Annotated in this window: 13 protein-coding genes; 7 read left to right on the forward strand and 6 right to left on the reverse strand. The window is 72.8% G+C overall.

Annotated elements, in window-relative coordinates:
* Positions 1 to 38: 38 nt before the first annotated feature.
* The 4 genes from A3CQ_RS0100775 to A3CQ_RS0100790 form a co-directional block, all read right to left on the reverse strand.
* On the reverse strand, positions 39 to 1,763 hold the full coding sequence (locus A3CQ_RS0100775; protein WP_020508999.1) for an ABC transporter ATP-binding protein: 1,725 nt from the start codon (positions 1,761 to 1,763) through the stop codon (positions 39 to 41).
* Entirely contained in the window at positions 1,760 to 3,346 is a 1,587-nt protein-coding gene (locus A3CQ_RS0100780; RefSeq protein ID WP_020509000.1) for an ABC transporter ATP-binding protein, read from the reverse strand. The genes A3CQ_RS0100775 and A3CQ_RS0100780 overlap by 4 nt, the downstream gene beginning before the upstream one ends.
* 105 nt (positions 3,347 to 3,451) lie before the next feature.
* Positions 3,452 to 5,311: a glycoside hydrolase family 5 protein gene (locus A3CQ_RS0100785; RefSeq protein WP_020509001.1), complete on the reverse strand. Its 1,860-nt coding sequence runs from the start codon at positions 5,309 to 5,311 to the stop codon at positions 3,452 to 3,454.
* A 42-nt stretch (positions 5,312 to 5,353) separates the two neighbouring features.
* Positions 5,354 to 6,220: an alpha/beta fold hydrolase gene (locus A3CQ_RS0100790; protein ID WP_020509002.1), complete on the reverse strand. Its 867-nt coding sequence runs from the start codon at positions 6,218 to 6,220 to the stop codon at positions 5,354 to 5,356.
* 84 nt (positions 6,221 to 6,304) lie between these two features.
* Between A3CQ_RS0100790 and A3CQ_RS0100795 the strand changes: the two genes are divergently transcribed.
* Entirely contained in the window at positions 6,305 to 6,811 is a 507-nt protein-coding gene (locus A3CQ_RS0100795) for a CGNR zinc finger domain-containing protein (RefSeq protein ID WP_020509003.1), read from the forward strand.
* Positions 6,812 to 7,074: 263 nt separating this feature from the next.
* Here A3CQ_RS0100795 and A3CQ_RS0100800 read toward each other — a convergent pair whose 3' ends face one another.
* Positions 7,075 to 8,490 carry a cation:dicarboxylate symporter family transporter gene (locus A3CQ_RS0100800; protein WP_020509004.1) on the reverse strand — a complete coding sequence of 472 codons (1,416 nt, stop codon included), beginning with the start codon at positions 8,488 to 8,490 and terminating at the stop codon, positions 7,075 to 7,077.
* 39 nt (positions 8,491 to 8,529) lie between these two features.
* Between A3CQ_RS0100800 and A3CQ_RS62435 the strand changes: the two genes are divergently transcribed.
* The 3 genes from A3CQ_RS62435 (at position 8,530) to A3CQ_RS0100815 (ending at position 13,743) form a co-directional block, all read left to right on the forward strand.
* Complete coding sequence (locus tag A3CQ_RS62435; RefSeq protein ID WP_020509005.1) at positions 8,530 to 10,242, forward strand: sensor histidine kinase; 1,713 nt, start codon at positions 8,530 to 8,532, stop codon at positions 10,240 to 10,242.
* Entirely contained in the window at positions 10,239 to 10,946 is a 708-nt protein-coding gene (locus tag A3CQ_RS0100810; protein WP_020509006.1) for a response regulator, read from the forward strand. The genes A3CQ_RS62435 and A3CQ_RS0100810 overlap by 4 nt, the downstream gene beginning before the upstream one ends.
* A gap of 70 nt (positions 10,947 to 11,016) precedes the next feature.
* Positions 11,017 to 13,743, forward strand: coding sequence for a helix-turn-helix transcriptional regulator (locus tag A3CQ_RS0100815; protein ID WP_020509007.1), 2,727 nt, complete (start codon positions 11,017 to 11,019; stop codon positions 13,741 to 13,743).
* Here A3CQ_RS0100815 and A3CQ_RS0100820 read toward each other — a convergent pair.
* The gene (locus A3CQ_RS0100820; RefSeq protein WP_020509008.1) at positions 13,720 to 14,313 is read right to left on the reverse strand and encodes a peroxiredoxin family protein; all 594 of its coding nucleotides are present in this window, start codon (positions 14,311 to 14,313) and stop codon (positions 13,720 to 13,722) included. The two genes, A3CQ_RS0100815 and A3CQ_RS0100820, sit on opposite strands and share 24 nt — an antisense overlap.
* Positions 14,314 to 14,425: 112 nt before the next feature.
* On the opposite strand from A3CQ_RS0100820, the gene A3CQ_RS0100825 reads away from it, so the two are divergent.
* The 3 genes from A3CQ_RS0100825 to A3CQ_RS50945 are packed head-to-tail and all read left to right on the forward strand — an operon-like array spanning position 14,426 to position 17,648.
* On the forward strand, positions 14,426 to 14,869 hold the full coding sequence (locus A3CQ_RS0100825; RefSeq protein WP_020509009.1) for a VOC family protein: 444 nt from the start codon (positions 14,426 to 14,428) through the stop codon (positions 14,867 to 14,869).
* A 2-nt stretch (positions 14,870 to 14,871) separates the two neighbouring features.
* Positions 14,872 to 16,203: a dihydrolipoyl dehydrogenase family protein gene (locus A3CQ_RS0100830; protein WP_026205164.1), complete on the forward strand. Its 1,332-nt coding sequence runs from the start codon at positions 14,872 to 14,874 to the stop codon at positions 16,201 to 16,203.
* Complete coding sequence (locus tag A3CQ_RS50945) at positions 16,200 to 17,648, forward strand: DHA2 family efflux MFS transporter permease subunit (RefSeq protein ID WP_020509011.1); 1,449 nt, start codon at positions 16,200 to 16,202, stop codon at positions 17,646 to 17,648. The genes A3CQ_RS0100830 and A3CQ_RS50945 overlap by 4 nt, the downstream gene beginning before the upstream one ends.
* The last annotated feature ends 4 nt before the right edge of the window (positions 17,649 to 17,652 follow it).

Consider the following 17,652-nt stretch of genomic DNA (forward strand, 5'->3'; position numbering starts at 1 on the left):
CACCGGACCCGACCCGGTCAACGTTCGTGGACACCGCACTAGGCGAGGTTCAGGTCGGAGCCGTGCCACGAGCGCCAGAGCGCCGCGTACTCCCCGTCCGCCGCGACCAGCTGGTCGTGGCTGCCCAGCTCGATGATCCGGCCGTCGCGCATGACCGCGACCTCGTCGGCGTCGTGCGCGGTCTGCAACCGGTGCGCGATCGCGATGACCGTCCGCTCGTGCAGCACCGCGGCCAGCGCGCGCTCGGCCGTGCGGGCGGCGGTCGGGTCGAGCAGCGCGGTCGCCTCGTCGAGGATCACCGTGTGCGGGTCGGCCAGCACCACCCGGGCCAGCGCGAGCTGCTGGGCCTGGGCGCCGTCGAGCGGGTGCTCCCCGAGGTCGCGGTCGAGGTCGTCGGCCCAGTCCGCGCCGACCGTCGCCAGCGCGCGGCGCAGCTCGTCGTCGGGCGCGGCGACCATCATGTTGTCCCGCAGCGACTCACGGAACACGTGGTGCTCCTGGGTGACCAGCACGACCTGGCGGCGTAGCTCGTCGGGCGGCAGGTCGGCGATCGGCACACCGCCGACCGTGACCGAGCCGGCGGCCGGTCGGTCGACACCCGCGATCAGCCGGCCCAGCGTGGACTTTCCGGCCCCGGAGAGACCGACGATCGCGAGGCGCTCGCCGGGACGGACGGTGAGAGCCACGTCGTGCAGGACATCAGGGCCTTTCCCGTACGCGTACCGCACGCCCACGACCTCGATCCGGTCGTCCCGGGGCGATTCGGTGGCCGAGGGTGGCGGAGCCGGGATCGCGGCGATCCCCTCGACCCGGGCGAACGAGGCGCTGCTGGACTGCAACTGCTCGATCCAGATCAGGATCGAGTCGAGCGGACCGACCAACTGCCGCAGGTAGAGCACGGCCGCGCCGACCGTACCGAGGCTGACCTGACCGTCCAGGTAGAGCAGCCCGCCGAGCAACAGCACGAGCACGGCCGGCACCGCGTACGACGTCTCGACGAGCGGGAAGAAGACGCTGCGCAGGGCGAGAGTGGCCATCCGGGTGCGGCGGGTCTCGGCGATCGCCGCGTGCCCGGCGTCCAGCCGGCGTTGCCGCAGGTCGAACGCCTCGACGGTGCGGGCGCCCTCGGTGGTGGCGGCCAGCTCGTCGGCGAGCCGGGAGTTCGCGGCGCCCTCGGCCAGGTACGCGTTCCGCGCCCGGCGCAGGTACCACCGGGTGACGAACCAGATGCCGGAGAGCCCGAGCACGCCGACGCCGCCGAGCAGCGGGTTGACCAGCAGCACCGCACCGATGATGAAGATCATCTGGACGAAGCCGACGAGCAGGTTGGGCAGGATGTCGCGCAGGGTGGTGGCTACCGCGTCGATGTCGGTGGTGCCGCGGGCGGCCAGGTCACCGGCCGGCACCCGCTCGATGACGGCGGCCGGCAGCGCGAGCGCGCGGCGCAGGTAGCCCTCGCGGATGCGGGCCGCGGTGCGCTCGCCGAAGCGGTAGGCGATCGAGAGGGCGAAGCGGGAGAGCACCATCTGCGCGATCGCGCAGGCCAGCACCCCGAAGGCGAGCCGGTCGATCGCGTGGGCGCCGCCGCCGGAGGTGACCGTGTCGATGACCCGGCCGAGCAGCCAGGGACCGCCGAGGGCGGCGAGGGCGGCCAGCGCGTTCAAGGTGATCATCGCGGCGACCGAGCGGCGGTCGGCGGCCAGCAGGCGAAGGGCGGCCTGGCCGACGGCCCGCTGGTCGGCCACGGGGAGAGTGCTGCTCATTCGTCCTCCTCCCCGAACACCCTGGTCACCAGCGTTCGGTAGCCCGGCTCGGTCGCGAGCAGCTCGCGGTGCGTACCGGTGGCGGCGACCCGGCCGTCGACCAGGTAGTGCACGACGTCGGCCCGGTCGAGCAGGACCGGCGAGGTGGTGGCCACGACCGTGCCGCGCCCCGCCCTCGCCTCGGCCAGCCGCTGGGCGATCGCGGCCTCGGTGTGCGCGTCGACGGCCGAGGTCGGCTCGACGGCGAGCAGCATCTCCGGGTCGGCGTAGACGGCCCGGGCCAGGCGCAGCCGCTGCCGCTGGCCGCCGGAGAGGTTGCGGCCGCTCCACTCCACCTCGCGGTCGAGCTCGGTCGCCACGTCCTGGGCGACGGCGGTGGCGATCGCGGCGCGTACCCGGTCGTCGTCGGGATCGGCCGGGCCGGCCACGACGTCGCGCAGCGGGCCGGCGAACAGGTCGGCGTCCTGGTGCGCGACCAGGATCCGCTCGCGCAGGCCCGGCAGCGCGAGCTCCTCCAGGGGACGGCCGTCCCAGGTGGCGCCGGTCGGGCCGTAGCGGCCGAGCCGGTCGACGACCGCGATGGCGTCGTGCGGGGTGCTCGCGGCCAGGGCGGTGAGCCGGCCCGGTTCCGCGACGACACCCGACTCGGGATCGGCCAGCACGGCGGGGCCGTCCGGTGGCGGCGCGCCGGACGGGTCGTCCAGCGGCACCCGCAGGAAGTCGGTGACGCGGCGGGCGGCGACCAGGCCGTGCGTGACGTCGAAGCCGCAGAAGATGAGCACGTTGACGGGGATGACCAGCATCGCCGTGTACCCGTAGACGGCGATCAGCTGGCCGACCGTTATCTCGCCGGACGCCGCGAGCCGGGCCGCCAGCCAGATCACCACGGCGAGGAAGACCACGGGCAGCCCGTCGCCGAGCGCGCCGATCCAGCTCGACGGGCCGCCCACCCGGTAGCCCTGGTCGCGCAGGGCCGCGGACTGTCCCTCGTACCGCCGCAGATGATTTTCCTTGCCGCCGAGGCCGTTGAGGATGCGCAGGCCGCCCAGCACGTCGACGAGGCGGGCGTTGAGCCGGCCCTGCCGCTCCCGGTAGCGCGACCCGGCCCGCTGGGTGCGGCGCAGCAACGGCGCGACGATCAGCGCGAGCACCGGGACGCCGATGAGAACGACCAGGGCCAGTTTCGGCGAGGTGCGGTCGAGCAGGATCGCGATGACCACGCAGGCCACCGCGGACGCCGCGCCCACGCCGCCGACGTTCATGGCCCGGCCGATCGTCCACACGTCCGAGATGCCGATCGTGACCACCTCGCCCGCGGTGACCCGCCGGGGCAGCGCCGAGCCGAGCCGCGTCGCGTGGGTCATGACCAGGTCGGCCGTGCGCAACGCCGCCGCCAGCCGCAGCTTGGTCATGCTGCGGTGCCGCATGATGCCGAGCCCCGCGCTGGCCACACCGGTCACCAGCACCGCCGCCGACCAGAAGACCAGCGCCTCGACCCGGTGCGGGTGCAGGCCCCGGTCGATGGCCTGGGAGATGAGGTACGGCGTGAAGGCGAGGCTCAGAAACCACAGCGAGCCGAACATCGCGCCGAGCCCGACGCGTCCCTTGTACTCCCTCGCCAGCCACCACAGATAACGAACCGGTCCCCGTGTCACCCCGTAATCCTGCCAAATCGGCCCAAGCGATATTTACCTGCAGTACAGCGCGTCGGGGGTGCGCGACTTGCCGATGCGGCCGGTGTAGGCGACGCCCGCCGCGTACTCGCCCGGCGCGCACTGGCCTTTGTAGTTGCCGTCGGCGAAGTCGCCGCCGGGGTTGCCGGACGGACGGTTGTCGCCACGGTCGAACCACACCGTGCGGCCGCCGCCGGCCAGTGGCGTGGCCGGCACCGCGCAGATCGCGCTCGACATCGCGGCGCCCCGCACGGCGTAGCCGGCCAGGTAGGCGCCGGCCGGGCACTGCAGCTTCGAGTAGCCGGAGGCCCAGTCGGTCGTGACGTAGCGCTCGTCGGTCACCACCTGGTAGCCGGTCACCGTGGCCGCGATGCCGGTGCACAGGCCGCGGTTGCCGGTGTGGGCGAGCCCGTCGAGGCGCTGGCCGTCGGGGCAGGCCGCCTTGCGCGCGCCGGAGTCCCAGTCCGGGCGGTCGCGCAGCGTCGACGACTGGACGAAGTCGCCGTGATCGGGGCTGAGCATCGACCACCGCGGGACGGGATCGATCACACCGGTGCGTCCGTCGCTCGCCACCAGCCGGTTCCAGATCTCGGCGCGCCAGGCGTCCCCGGTCGCTTTCTGGCCGTTCTTGTCCCAGAAGACCAGCGCCCAGTTGTTCCCGCCGCGCGTCTCCGACCAGCCGACCACCGGCCAGTAGGCGAAGTCGGCGTCGGTCTGGATCAGGTAGTCGACGAAGTTCGCGAACCACTGCCGCTGCAGCGACCCCTCCGGCGCGCTGCCGTCCACCCCGAACTCGCTGACCCACAGCGGCGCCGTGAAGTGCTGGCCCGGCTCGGCCGTGACGAAGAACGCCTGCTGGTAGAGCACGGTGAACAGATCGTCGCGGCTGAGGTCGCGGTAGCGCGGGTCGCTGGTCTCGCCGATCCCGGTCGCTCCGCTGTGATTCGGGCCGGTGTAGTCGTAGAAGTGCGCGGAGTAGACCAGTTTGCCGGAGGCGACCAGCGTGTGCGACAGCCGGCGGGCCGGTGTCAGAGTCGGCCGCCCGTGCGCGAACCCGTCCACCGGGATCCCGGTCCAGTTGATGCCCTCGACGACGATGAGCAGGTTCGGGTTGGCCTCGCGCAGGATCCGGTCGCCGAGGTGCTGCGACGCGGCGAACCAGTCGTGTTCGTCGCCGCTCCCCCAGTTCGGGTCGTCCCACACGTCCCGCCGCACCTCGTTGTACAGGTCGGCGCCGACGACGTACGGGTTGTCGCGGTAGCGCCGGACCATCGTCAGCCAGTTCTCCTCCCACTGCTGGGTGGACTGGGCGGCGTTCCAGCGCTCGTTGCCGTCGACGCCGCAGCACCAGCGGGTCGTGTTCGTGTGGTTGTTGAGAATGACGGCGAGCCCCGCGCCGGTCAGAGCCGCGACCACCGAGTCGTACACCTGAATCGGGGTCTTGCCCTTGAGCTGCGGATTGGCCGCGACCGCCGCATCGGTCACCGGCCGCGTGTCACCGATCATCTCGTCGGAGAACGGCAGCCGCACGCTGTTCAGGCCGATCTCCTTGAAGCTCGACACCATGTCGGCGAGCGGCGCCCGATCGAGTCCGAGCGGAATGCGATGCGAGTTCTCCCCCGCGTGATGGTTCGCGTCGTCATCGACGTCCCCGGACCCGTTCCACGTCCCGCTGGCGCCGTGCCAGTTCCCCGACTTCAGCTTGAACCGCGCGCCGGTGGCGTCCACTATGTACCGTCCGCGCGTGCTCAGCGGTGGCACAAACGCGGCGGCGGCGGCCTTTGACGGTGGTGCCGCTCCGGCGGGGGCCGTCGCGCTCAGCGGCGCCACAAGACCAAGCAGCAGGGGTACGACGAGAGCGCGCGCGATCATCATTACATCGACCTCCGCGCATATCTTGGCCTGCCGCCGCCCGATTTACCAGGAGTGTTTACCGAGGAAGTTCCGGATAAGTCCGGCCACCTCGCCGACCGCGGACTCGAGCAGGAAGTGACCGCCGTCGAGCAGGTGGATCTCGGCGCCGGGAAGGTCGGTGGCGAACGCCCGGGCACCGTCGGGACCGAAGATGCCGTCGCCCTTGCCCCAGACCGCGAGCAGCGGGATCCGGGACGATCGGAAGTAATCGTGCAGGCGCGGATAGAGCGGCGGATTGGTCGCATAGTCGGCGAACAGATCGAGCTGGATCGCGTCGTTGCCGGGCCGGGAGACCAGCGCGAAGTCGTGGTGCCAGGCGGTCGGGTCGACGAGCGTCTCGTCGGCCACGCCGGTCAGGTACTGCCAGCGGATCGACTCCAGGGTGAGCGCTCCGCGCATGGCCGCCTCGGTCTCGGGGTTGCGGTCCTTGTGGTACTCCCAGACGCCCGCCCAGAACTCCGGGACGAAGCCCTCGTCGTACCCGTTGCCGTTCTGCGTGACGATCGCCGCGACCGCCTCCGGGTCGCGCAGCGCGAGCCGCCACCCGATCGGCGCGCCGTAGTCCTGGACGTACATCGCGTAGCGCTCGACACCCAGCTGCCGGAGAAGCCCGGCGGTCAGCTCGGTGAGCGCATCGAACGTGTAGTCGAACTGGTCGGCGCCCGGCGCATCGGACAGGCCGAATCCCAGATGGTCGGGAGCGATCACGTGATAGTCGCCGGCCAGCAGCGGGATCAGCTCGCGAAACATGAACGAGCTGGTCGGAAACCCGTGCAGCAGGACGATCGCCGGCTTCGCGGGGTCGCCGGCCTCGCGGTAGAAGAGCCGCCGGCCGTCGACGGTCGCGTACCGGTAATGAACCTCGATCATGACCTAACCTCCTTGAAAGCTTTTGACGGTTAGTAACCTGCCACGCGGTGCTGTAACCTGTCAAGTGAGCTTTGGAGGTTAGGCATGACGGACGAGGGCACTCTGCTGGCGTTGCTGAACAGCACGCCCGTGATCGCCGGCGCGCCCACCGACGAGTTGGCCGACGACTCGGCGAATCGGTGGCTGCGGGAGCACCGGATCCCCGCCCGCGCCGAGGACGCAGCGATCCTGCGCGAGGGTCGCGATCTGCTCCAGGCCGTGGTCCGCGGCGAGCGTCCGCCCTCGGCCCTGGCCCCGCTCCTGGACGGCGTCGTGTCCCGCCCGGCGATCGGCGAGCGGGGTCTGATCTGGACGGTCGATCTGCACGGCGCCCGTGCCGTGCTGGTCCACGCGATCGAGGCCTGGGACGAATTGCGGCGCACCCGCCCCGGCCGCCTTCGCCCGTGCGCCAACGAGGAGTGCGCCCGCTTCCTGATCGACCACAGCAAGTCGAACAGCGCCCGCTGGTGCTCGATGGCGACCTGCGGCAACAAACTGAAGGCCCGCCGCCACTACCAGCGCATCCGCACGGGCGACGACCCCGAGGTCTGAGGCCGAAGGCCGCGCGGCCCGAAACGCTGGGCGGCCCCACCAGGGCGGCCCCACCGCAGGGCGGCCCCACCCCAGGGCGGCCCCACCGCAGGGCGGCCCCACCGCAGGACGGCCCACCGCAGGACGGCCCACCGCAGGACGGCCCACCGCAGGACGGCCCACCACAGGGCGGCCCAAAAGGCCGAGTGGCCCGGCCGCTTCCGGGCGGTGGAAGCAGCCGAGCCACGTTCAGGAAGCACCGGCCGGGCCGGACGCCGCGAGTCTCAGGCGCTCGGCGTCGCGTCGGCGCTCGCGCCGGAGTGGGCCGCCGCGTCGGCGGTCGCGCCGGAGTGGTCCGTCGCCCGCGTGCCGGTGGACGGCTCGGAGTCGGGTTCGTCGAGCATCGTGGACTCGTCGAAGGGGATGTCGCCGGCCAGGACCAGGCCCGCTCGTTCCCGATCGATCTCGCCGGTCCAGGTGCCGATGAGAACGGTGGCGACCGCGTTGCCGGCGAAGTTGGTCAGGGCCCGCGCCTCGGACATGAAGCGGTCGATGCCGACGATCAGGCCGACGCCGTCGACCAGGTCGGGGCGGTGGCTCTGCAGGCCGCCGGCCAGGGTGGCCAGGCCGGCGCCGGTGACACCGGCGGCGCCCTTCGAGGCGATGATCATGAAGACCAGCAGGGAGATCTGCTCGCCGACCGAGAGCGGATCGCCCATCGCGTCGGCGATGAACAGCGACGCCATCGTCAGGTAGATGGCCGTGCCGTCGAGGTTGAACGAGTAGCCGGTGGGGACCGTGATGCCGACGACCGGCTTGCTCACGCCCAGGTGCTCCATCTTGGCGATCAGCCGGGGGAACGCGGTCTCCGACGACGAGGTGGACAGGATCAGCAGGAACTCGCGGGCCAGGTAGCGCAGCAGCAACAGGATGTTGACCCGGGCGAACGCCCACAGGATCGTCGCGAGCACGCCGAAGACGAAGATCGCGCAGGTGACGTAGAAGCCGAGCATGATCTGGGCGAGGCTCTTGAGCGCGTCCACACCCGTCGCGCCGACGACGGCGGCCATCGCGCCGAACGCGCCGATCGGGGCCAGCCACATGATCATGGCGAGGATCTTGAAGACGACCCGCTGGGTGATCTCGATGGCCCGCAGCACCGGCTCGCCGCGCGGACCCAGCGCCTGCACCGCGAAGCCGACCAGCAGCGCGACCAACAGTGCCTGGAGCACCTCGCCGCTGGTCAGCGACGAGAACAAAGTGGTCGGAATGATCCCCAGGACGTAGTCGGCGGTTCCCTCCTTGCCGGCGTCGCCGACCGCCTTCTGGCCGGCCGCGGCGATCGCGTCGTTGATGTGCAGGCCCGCGCCGGGATGAATGATGTTGCCGACGACGAGACCGATGGCGAGCGCGACCGTCGACATGATCAGGAAGTAGCCGAGCGCGAGCCCGCCGACGCGGCCCACCTTGGCCGCCTGCCGGATCGAGCCGACCCCGAGCACGATCGTGCAGAAGATGACCGGAGCGATCATCATCTGGATGAGCTTGACGAATCCGGTCCCGACCGGCTTCAGCTCGACACCGAGGTCCGGAAAGACGAGGCCGACCACGATGCCGGCCGCGACCGCGGCGATCACCGCCAGATAGAGGAAATGCGTTCGGTCCCGCCTGACCCGCGGGGAGGGCGTCTGGGTCTCCATGCCGCAGAATGTGTCCTACGTCTCACCGAGAGGGCACCATTGCGTTCATTCTGGTCACCGAAAGGCCCCTGGAGCATCGCGCGGCAGCTGTTCGTGCTGCAGGTGCTGGTCGTGATGCTGCTCGTCGCGATCGGCACGACCGGCGCCGTGCTGCTGGCCCGCGACGACGCCGACCAGGCCGCGATCGATCAGGTCACCGGCATCGCCGAGGCGGTCGCCCGCTCGCCCACGGTGATCGACGCCGTGCGCGGTCCCGATCCGTCCGCGGTCCTGCAGCCGTACGCCGAGTCGGTCCGCCTCGCCACGCACACCGACTTCGTCGTCGTGATGGGCACCGATCGCACCCGCTACTCGCATCCCACCGCGTCGCTGATCGGCAAGCCGTTCATCGGGACCATCGAAGCCGCCCTGGCCGGCGGCGTCGTCAAGGAAACCCACATGGGCACTCTGGGCGAGTCGGTGCGCGCGGTTGTTCCCGTACGCGACGGGACCGCGACCGTGATCGCGCTGGTCTCGGTCGGGATCACCACCGAGGCGATCAACCGCAAGCTGCTGGCCCGCTCGCCCGCGCTGCTCGTGCCCACCGCCCTGGCCCTGCTGCTGGCCGCCGGCGGCTCGTGGCTGCTCAGCCGCCGCCTGCGCCGCCAGACCCACGGCCTGGGCCCGGCCGAGATGACCAGGATGTACGAGTACCACGACGCCGTCCTCCACTCCGTCCGCGAGGGCCTCCTGGTCGCCGATCGCGACGGCCGGGTGACCCTGGTCAACGACGAGGCCCGCCGCCTGCTCGCCCTCGCCCCGGCCGACGACGCCGCACGGCCGCGCCCGCCCGAAGCAGGGCCCCGCCCACCCGAAGCAGGGCCCAGGGAACGGGCGGAAGCAGGGCCGCGCCCGCCCGAATCGGGGCCCCGCCCGGCGGAAGCGGCGCCCACCGAATCGGCACGGCCGGGGGCGGCGTGGCTGCCGCCGGAGGTCGCCGAGCTCCTGGCGTCGGGTGTGGCCGTCGCCGACGAGCCGGTCCTGGCCGGGGACCGGGTGCTGGTCGCCAACCAGCGGGTGATCCGGTCGCAGGGGCAGACGATCGGCACCGTGCTCACCCTGCGCGACCACACCGAGCTGCGGGCGCTCACCGGCGAGCTCGACTCGGTGCGCGGGCTGACCGAGGCGCTGCGGGCGCAGGCGCACGAGGCCGCGAACCGGCTGCACACCGTGCTCACGATGGTCGAGCTGGGGCGTACCGAGGAGGCGGTGCGGCTGGCCACCGCCGAGCTCGCCCACGCCCAGCAGCTCACCGACCAGGTGATGGGCGCGCTCGACGAGCCGGCCCTCGCGGCCCTGCTGCTCGGCAAGTCGGCGCAGGCCGCCGAGCGCGGCGTGCAACTGGTGGTGGACGACGCGTCCCGGTTGGACGGCGAGCGGCTGCCGGCCGGCGATCTGCTCACGGTCGTCGGCAACCTGGTCGACAACGCTCTCGAGGCGGTCGCCGGCACCGATCCGCCCCGGACGGTGACCGTGCTGGTGGTCGAGGAGGACGGCGAGGTGCTGGTGAAGGTAAGCGACAGCGGTCCGGGCCTGCCCGCGCGCGACGTGGACGCGGCGTTCCGGCGGGGCTGGTCGACCAAGGCGGACGGGCGCGGCGTCGGCCTCTCGCTCGTGCGTCAGGTGGCCGATCGGCACGGCGGCAGTTACGCCGTCTCCCCGCGACCCGGCGGCGGCGCGATCGTCGCGATCCGGCTCCCGGTGCCGGCGTGAGCGGCGAGGCGGGTGCCGAGGTGGGTGCGGGCATCCGCGTGCTCGTCGTCGAGGACGATCCGTTGATCGCGGACGCGCATGCGGCGTACGTGCGAAGGGTCGAAGGTTTTGATCTTTCCGGTGTTGCCCACACCGCTCAGCGGGCCATGGCGACGCTGCGGAGTGGGCCGATCGATCTGGTGCTCCTCGATCTGAACCTGCCCGACATGAACGGTCTCGAGCTGTGCCGATCGCTGCGGGCGGCGGGGTTCGGGACGGACGTCCTGGTCGTCACGTCGGCCCGGGACCTCGCCGTCGTGCGGTCGGCGGTGTCCCTCGGGGTCGCTCACTACCTGCTCAAACCGTTCACGTTCGCGACGTTCCGCGAGAAGTTGCTGGGGTACGCCCGCTACCGCGATCAGCTTCGCGGCGCCGACCCGGTGGCGGCCCAGCACGAGATCGATCGGGCGTTCGCGGCGCTGCGTGGCGCCTCGCCGGACAGCCTGCCCAAGGGGCTCGACCAGTCGACGCTGGATCTGGTTCTGGGCGTGCTTCGTTCGGCCTCGATCGGTCTGTCGGCGGCCGAGGTGGGCGCGCGGATGGGAGCGTCCCGGGTGACGGCGCGGCGCTATCTGGAGCATCTGGCCGAGACCGGGCAGGTGGCGCGCAGCCCTCGCTACGGCGGTCCCGGGCGGCCCGAGGTCGAGTACCGCCGGGTCCGGTAGCGGCCGCGACGTGTGCCAGGCCACACGAACTGGCACGCCAGGGCACGCGGCGGCGGGCGAGAATCTTGGGGTGGCGGGGTTGCTCGGCCGTGCGGGGGAATGCGCGACGCTGGACCGGCTGGTCGACCGGGTGGCGGGCGGTGCGAGCCAGGTGCTGGTGCTGCGCGGGGACGCGGGCTCCGGCAAGAGCGCGCTGCTCGCCTATCTTGCCGAGCGCGTCGGCGACTGGCGGATCTTGTCGGCGGCCGGCGTAGAGTCCGAGATGGAGCTCGCCTACAGCGCGCTGCACCAGCTCTGCTCGCCCCTGCTCGGCGGCCTCGACCGACTGCCCGGACCGCAGCGCGATGCCCTCGCCACGGTGTTCGGGCTGACCGCGGGCCCGGTCCCCGATCGGCTCATGGTCGGGCTCGCCACGCTGACCCTGCTCGCCGACGCCGCCGAGGAGCGGCCGCTGGCCTGCCTCGTCGACGACGCCCAGTGGCTCGACCGGGCCTCCGCGCAGGTCCTCGGGTTCGTGGCCCGGCGGCTGCTGGCCGAGCGGATCGCCCTGGTCGGCGCGGCCCGCGACGGCGCCGGCGACGAGTTCCTGGCCGGCCGGCCGGAGCTGACGATCGCCGGGCTCGGCGAGGGCGACGCGCGCCGGTTGCTGCTCACCGGCGTGCACGGGCCGCTGGACACCGCCGTCGCCGACCAGATCGTCATCGAGAGCCACGGCAACCCGCTCGCCCTGCTCGAACTGCCGCGCACCTGGTCGGCCGCCGATCTGGCCGGCGGGTACGGCGTCCCGGCCGGGCACGAGGTGGCGGGCCGGATAGAGCGGTCCTACCTGCGCCGGCTCGACCAGCTGCCGGACGGCGCCCGGCTGTTCGTGCTGGTCGCGGCGGCCGAACCGCTCGGCGATCCGGTCCTGCTGCACCGGGCGGCCGCGACGCTCGGCATCGACATGACCGCCTCGATCCCGGCCGTCGACGCCGGGCTGATGCGGGTGCACGGCCGGGTCGAGTTCGCCCACCCGCTGGTCCGCTCGGTCGCCTACCGCTCGGCCGCGACGGGCGACCGCTACCGGGTGCACCGGGCCCTCGCCGAGGCCACCGACGCCGACGCCGACCCCGACCGGCGCGCCTGGCACCGGGCGCACGCCACCGCCGGCCTCGACGAGGACGTGGCCGCCGAGCTGGAGCGCTCCGCCGGCCGGGCGCAGTCGCGGGGAGGGCTGGCGGCCGCCGCCGCGTTCCTCACCAGGGGCACCGAGCTGACCCCCGACCCGGCCGACCGGGTGCGACGGGCGTTGGCCGCCGCGTTCGCCAACGTCCGATCCGGCTCCTACGACGAGGCCCGGGCCATGCTCGCCATCGCCCGCGGCGGGCCGCTCGACCGCCGGCAGCGCGCCCACGTCGACCTGGTCCGGGCCCAGCTCGCGTTCGCCCTCAGCAAGGGCAGCGAGGCGACCCCGTTGCTGCTGACCGCCGCCCGCCGCCTCGAGCCGGTCGACCTCGCCCAGGCCCGCGAGACGTACCTGGACGCCCTGCTCACGGCGATGTTCGCCGGCCGGCTCAACGACGGCGCGCTGACCGCCGAGGCGTCCCGGGCCGCGCGGGCCGCACCGCGCCGTCCGGGCGCGGAAACCCCCACCGACCTCCTGCTGGAGGCGTTCGCCGCGCTCGCCGACGACTACGCGACCGCCGTGACCATGTGCCGGGAGGCGCTGCGCGCCCTGCGCGGCGTGACCGACGACGCCCTGCGGGTGCGCTGGCTGTGGCAGGGCGTCGTGGTCGCGATCGAGCTGTGGGACGACCGGGACTGGTGTGACCTGGCCGAACGCCACCTGCGCCTGGCCCGGGAGTCGGGCGCGCTCACCGACCTGCCGATGGCGCTCGGTTCGCAGATCCACGTGCACGCGATCTGCGGCGACCTGCGGGCCGCGGCCGTGCTGGTCGACGAGGCCCGCTCGGCGCTGGAGGCGACCGGCCGGGCGGCCGAGCCGAACGGATCGCTCCTGGTCGCCGCGTGGCGCGGGCAGGCCGGCGAGGCGAGCGAGCTGATCGAGAACGGACTGCGCGACGCGGCCGCCCGCGGCGAGGGCATCGCGCTCGGGGTCGCCCACTACGCGCACGCCGTGCTCTGCAACGGCCTCGGCCAGTACGAGGAGGGCCTCGAGGCCGCGACCCGCGCCACCGAGAGCGTCCGCGACCTGGCCGCCCAGAACTGGGGCCTGCCCGAGCTGGTCGAGGCGGCCGTACGGCACGGCCGGCCGGACGTCGCCGCCGACGCGCTCGACCGGCTCACCGAGCGGGCCAAGGCGAGCGGCAGCGACTGGGCCCTGGGCCTGGAGGCGCGCTGCCGGGCGCTGCTGAGCGAGGGCCCCGACGCGGAGAGCCTCTACCGGGAGGCGATCGAGCGACTGTCCCGCACCCGGCTGCGGGCCGAACGCGCCCGCGCCCACCTGCTGTACGGCGAGTGGCTGCGCCGGGAGAGCCGCCGCGTGGACGCCCGCGCCGAGCTGACCGTGGCCCACGACATGCTGCGGTCCATGGGCGTCGAGGGCTTCGCCGAGCGGGCCCGGCGCGAGCTGCTGGCCACCGGCGCGACCGCCCGCAAGCGGACCACCGAGACCCGCAACGACCTCACCGCGCAGGAGACGCAGATCGCGCGGCTGGCCCGCGACGGGCTGTCCAACTCCGAGATCGGCGCCCAGCTGTTCATCAGCGCCCGCACGGTCGAATGGCACCTCCGCAAGATCTTCGGCAAGCTCGGGATCAGCTCCCGCCGGCAGCTACGCGGCGCCGCCCTGGGCTGACGGGGCACGGTCGTACCCGTGGAAAAGAGACCGGTCCCCCGCCTCCCAGGCCTCCCGGAGGCCGGGTTTGGAGAGGTCCCAGTCGGGCCGGACCTCCCGGCTCGCCGCGCGCAGGTCGAGCCACAGGTCGTCGACCGACGGCCGGCCCCAGAACCAGTACCCGTTGTAGATCGTGTGCACCACCAGCCCGGGCTTGAGCACGAGGGTGTGCGGGATCATCGGGTTGTTCTCGGGATCGGTGTACTCCTGGATGTCGAGGTCCTGCTGCACGATGCGGCCGGGATCGGCCAGGAACGTCCACTGAGCGCCCACCGACGAGCGGAACTCCTGCAGCGTGTGCCGGTCATCGGTGGCGATGGTCACGACCTGCGTGTAGGAGACGGCGATCTTCGGGTAGAAGGCGGCCAGCGCCAGGTGCTGCTGGTGCTCCTTGGGGCAGTAGTGACCGCGGGCCAGCGTGAGGATCATCGGGTCGCGGCCCTGCAGGTCGCTGAGCTTGTGCATGGCGCCCGTGTGGTCGGGCAGCTCGTAGTCGGGAAAGATCCCGCCGGGAACGATGTCGGATCGCATGCCCCGACTCTCCCCTTCACCCGGGCGCCTTCGAACCAGTGTTTTTCCCTGGGGCGAACGCCCGGCTTCCGTGCGAGGTTGAACCCACACGAAAAAGAGGGGTGTTCCGATCATGGACTTCAAACTCGAGGTCATCGTTCTGCCCGTCGCCGACGCCGATCGGGCCCTGGAGTTCTACCGGGGCCTGGGCTGGCGGCTGGACGCCGACTTCGCCGCCGACGACAAGTTCCGGGTCATCCAGCTGACGCCGCCCGGCTCGCTCGCGTCCGTGATCTTCGGGACCGGCCTCACCGACGCGGCGCCCGGCTCGTCGCAGGGTCTGCACCTGGTCGTCGAGGACATCGACGCGGCCCGGGCCGAGCTGGCCGGCAAGGGCGTCGACGTCAGCGAGGTGTTCCACGACGCGGGCGGTGTCTTCCACCACGCGGGCACCGAGGGCCGGGTCCCCGGTCCGGACCCCCAGCGGAACAGCTACTCGTCGTTCGCCTCGTTCAGCGACCCGGACGGCAACGGCTGGGTGCTGCAGGAGATCACCACGCGTCTTCCGGGCCGGTGAGCATGCCCGCCGACTACGACGTGATCGTGCTGGGCGCGGGGGCGCCCGGCGAGCACTGTGTCGGCGACCTCGTCGACGGCGGCCTGCGGGTCGCCGTCGTCGAGCGCCGGCTGGTGGGTGGCGAGTGCTCGTACTTCGCCTGCATCCCCTCCAAGACGCTGCTGCGCCCGGGCGAGGCGGTGCACGACGCCCGGGAGGCGGCGGCGACCGCCGAGGTCGACGTCCAGGCCGCGCTGGCCTGGCGAGATTTCATGGTGTCGGACTACAACGACGCGGGCGCGGCCCGGTGGCTGACCGACAACAACGTCGACCTGATCCGCGGGCACGGCCGGTTGGCCGGGCCCGGAGCGGTCGAGGTCGACGGCGTTCGCTACACGGCCGATCACATCGTGCTGTCGACCGGTTCCGATCCGGCCATTCCGCCGGTGCCGGGGCTGGCCGAGCTCGAGGGCATCTGGACCAACCGCGAGGCCACCGCGATGAAGGAGGTGCCGCGGCGGCTGCTGGTGCTGGGCGGTGGCCCGGTCGGGGTCGAGCTCGGGCAGGCGGTGCGCCGCTTCGGCGGCGAGGTGGTGATGGTGCAGACCGGTGGCCGCCTGCTGTCCCGCGAGCCGGCGGCGCTCGGGGACGCCCTGGCCGAGGTCCTCCGGCGGGACGGCATCGAGGTAATTCTGGACGTACGCGCGACATCGGCGCGCAAGGACGGCGACGACTTCGTGCTCGTCCTCGACGACGGCCGGGAGCTGCGCGGGGACCGTCTGCTCGTGTGCACCGGCCGCAAGATCCGGGTGGACGACATCGGCCTGGAGACCGTGGGCGTCGAGGGCGGCCCGCGGGGCATCCCGACCGACGCCCGGCTGCGCGCCGCCGAGAACCTCTGGGTGGTCGGCGACGCGACCGGCAAGTACCTGCTCACCCACGTCGGCAAGTACCAGGGCGAGGTGGTCGCGTCGAACATCCTCGGCGAGGTCCGCGAGGCCAACTACGAGGCGGTCCCGCGGGTGGTCTACACCGATCCGCAGGCGGCGGCGGTCGGCGCCACCGAGGCGCCGTTCAGCGGGACGGCCAAGCTCAACGGAATCGCCAAGACCGAGACCTACACCCGGGCGTACGCCGAATCGAACGGCTTCCTGACGCTGCTGAGCGACGGCGAGCGGCTCACCGGGGCGTACGCGTTCGGTCCGGAGGCCGGCGAATGGCTGCAGCAGGCCACCGTGGCGATCCGGGGGCGCGTGCCGCTCGACGTGCTGCGCGACACCATCCAGCCGTTCCCGACGTTCTCCGAGATCTTCGTGGGGGCCCTCAAGGCGCTCCGCAAAGAGATCAAGAAATGACCACCACCCCGCTGCGCAGCCAGGTCGGCGTCGCCCTCATCGCGGCGACCGTCCTGGCCTCGATGGTCGGCTTCCTCGACGCGAACGTGGTGAACGTCGCGGTGCCGGCGATCGGGAAGGACCTGGGCGCCGGCGTGGCCGGGCTGCAGTGGGCGCTGACCGGCTACCTGCTGACCGTGGCGGCGTTGCTGCTGCTCTCCGGCGCGCTCGCCGATCACTTCGGCCGGCGCCGGATCCTGATCATCGGGCTGCTGGCGATGCTCGGATCGTCGGTGCTGTGCGCGGTGGCGCCGACGATCGGGGTCCTGATCGCGGCGCGGGTGCTGCAGGGCGCGGGCGCCGCCATGGTCGTGCCGACCAGCCTCGCCCTGCTCAACGGCACGCTGCGGGTCGGCGACCGGGCCCGGGGCATCGGGATCTGGGCCGGGCTGGCGACGATCGGCAGCACGGTCGGCCCGTACGCCGGGGGCTGGCTGGTCGACCACGCCGGCTGGCGCTGGATCTTCCTGCTCAACGTGCCGCTGATCCTGCTCGCCCTGCTCGCGCTGCGCTGGGTGCCGGAGGCGACGGACGAGCCGCGGCCGCTCTCGCTCGACCTGGCCGGCGCGCTGCTGGCGATCCTCGGCATCGGCGGGGTCATCTTCGCCCTGACCCGCGGCGCGGCCTCGGGCTGGGCTGACACGGCGGTGCTGGTCGCCGGGATCGTCGGGGTAGCGGCCCTCATCGCGCTCACCCCGGTCGAGCGGCGGGTGAAGGCGCCGATGGTGCGCCTGTCGCTGTTCAAGTCCCGGCAGTTCGACGCGATCAACGTGACCACCGTGCTGTTCTACGGCGCGCTGGCCGCGGGCGGCTACCTGCTGGTCCTGCAGTGCCAGCTGGTGCTCGGCTACACCGCGGCGCAGGCCGGCGCGGTGGCGATCCCGAACTCGATCCTGTTCCTCGTGCTCTCGCCGGTCGCGGGCGCGCTGGTGCCGCGGATCGGGCCGCGCTGGCTGATGGTGGCCGGCATCGTCTCGGTCGCGGCCGGGTTCGCGTGGCTTTCCCAGGCACAGGCCGGCGACACGTACGCCTCGGCGATCCTCCCCGGTGTGTTGTTGCAGGGCCTGGGACTGGGCCTGGCCGTCACGCCGCTGACCTCCGCGGTGCTGGCCGCCGTCGACGACGCCGACCTGGGCGAGGCCTCGGCCGTCAACGACGCCGCGTCCCGGGTCGGTGCGGTCCTCGCCGTCGCCGCGGTCCCGCTGCTGATCGGGGCCGGCGGCGGAGATCTCGGCGGCGCCCTGGTCGACGGCTTCCGCCCCGCCATGCTGGTGCTGGCGGTTTTCTGCGTTCTCTCCGCCCTGGTCACCGGGGTCTTCGTGAGCGACCGCCGGGCCGTCGCCAAGGCTCCCCGGCTCGCCCCGCCCGCGGCGTGCCACGCGTGTGCCCTTCCCGCAACGTCCTAGGAGG

The sequence above is a fragment of the Paractinoplanes globisporus DSM 43857 genome, assembly GCF_000379645.1.
Lineage (GTDB): Bacteria > Actinomycetota > Actinomycetes > Mycobacteriales > Micromonosporaceae > Actinoplanes > Actinoplanes globisporus.

Coding starts and splice junctions, on each gene's coding strand:
- A3CQ_RS0100830 (WP_026205164.1), top strand. CDS start 14,872: ATGCCCGCCGACTACGACGTGATCGTGCTGGGCGCGGGGGCGCCCGGC.
- A3CQ_RS0100825 (WP_020509009.1), top strand. CDS start 14,426: ATGGACTTCAAACTCGAGGTCATCGTTCTGCCCGTCGCCGACGCCGAT.
- A3CQ_RS0100820 (WP_020509008.1), bottom strand. CDS start 14,313: ATGCGATCCGACATCGTTCCCGGCGGGATCTTTCCCGACTACGAGCTG.
- A3CQ_RS0100800 (WP_020509004.1), bottom strand. CDS start 8,490: ATGGAGACCCAGACGCCCTCCCCGCGGGTCAGGCGGGACCGAACGCAT.
- A3CQ_RS0100790 (WP_020509002.1), bottom strand. CDS start 6,220: ATGATCGAGGTTCATTACCGGTACGCGACCGTCGACGGCCGGCGGCTC.
- A3CQ_RS0100795 (WP_020509003.1), top strand. CDS start 6,305: ATGACGGACGAGGGCACTCTGCTGGCGTTGCTGAACAGCACGCCCGTG.
- A3CQ_RS0100780 (WP_020509000.1), bottom strand. CDS start 3,346: ATGTTCGGCTCGCTGTGGTTTCTGAGCCTCGCCTTCACGCCGTACCTC.
- A3CQ_RS0100775 (WP_020508999.1), bottom strand. CDS start 1,763: ATGAGCAGCACTCTCCCCGTGGCCGACCAGCGGGCCGTCGGCCAGGCC.
- A3CQ_RS50945 (WP_020509011.1), top strand. CDS start 16,200: ATGACCACCACCCCGCTGCGCAGCCAGGTCGGCGTCGCCCTCATCGCG.
- A3CQ_RS0100785 (WP_020509001.1), bottom strand. CDS start 5,311: ATGATGATCGCGCGCGCTCTCGTCGTACCCCTGCTGCTTGGTCTTGTG.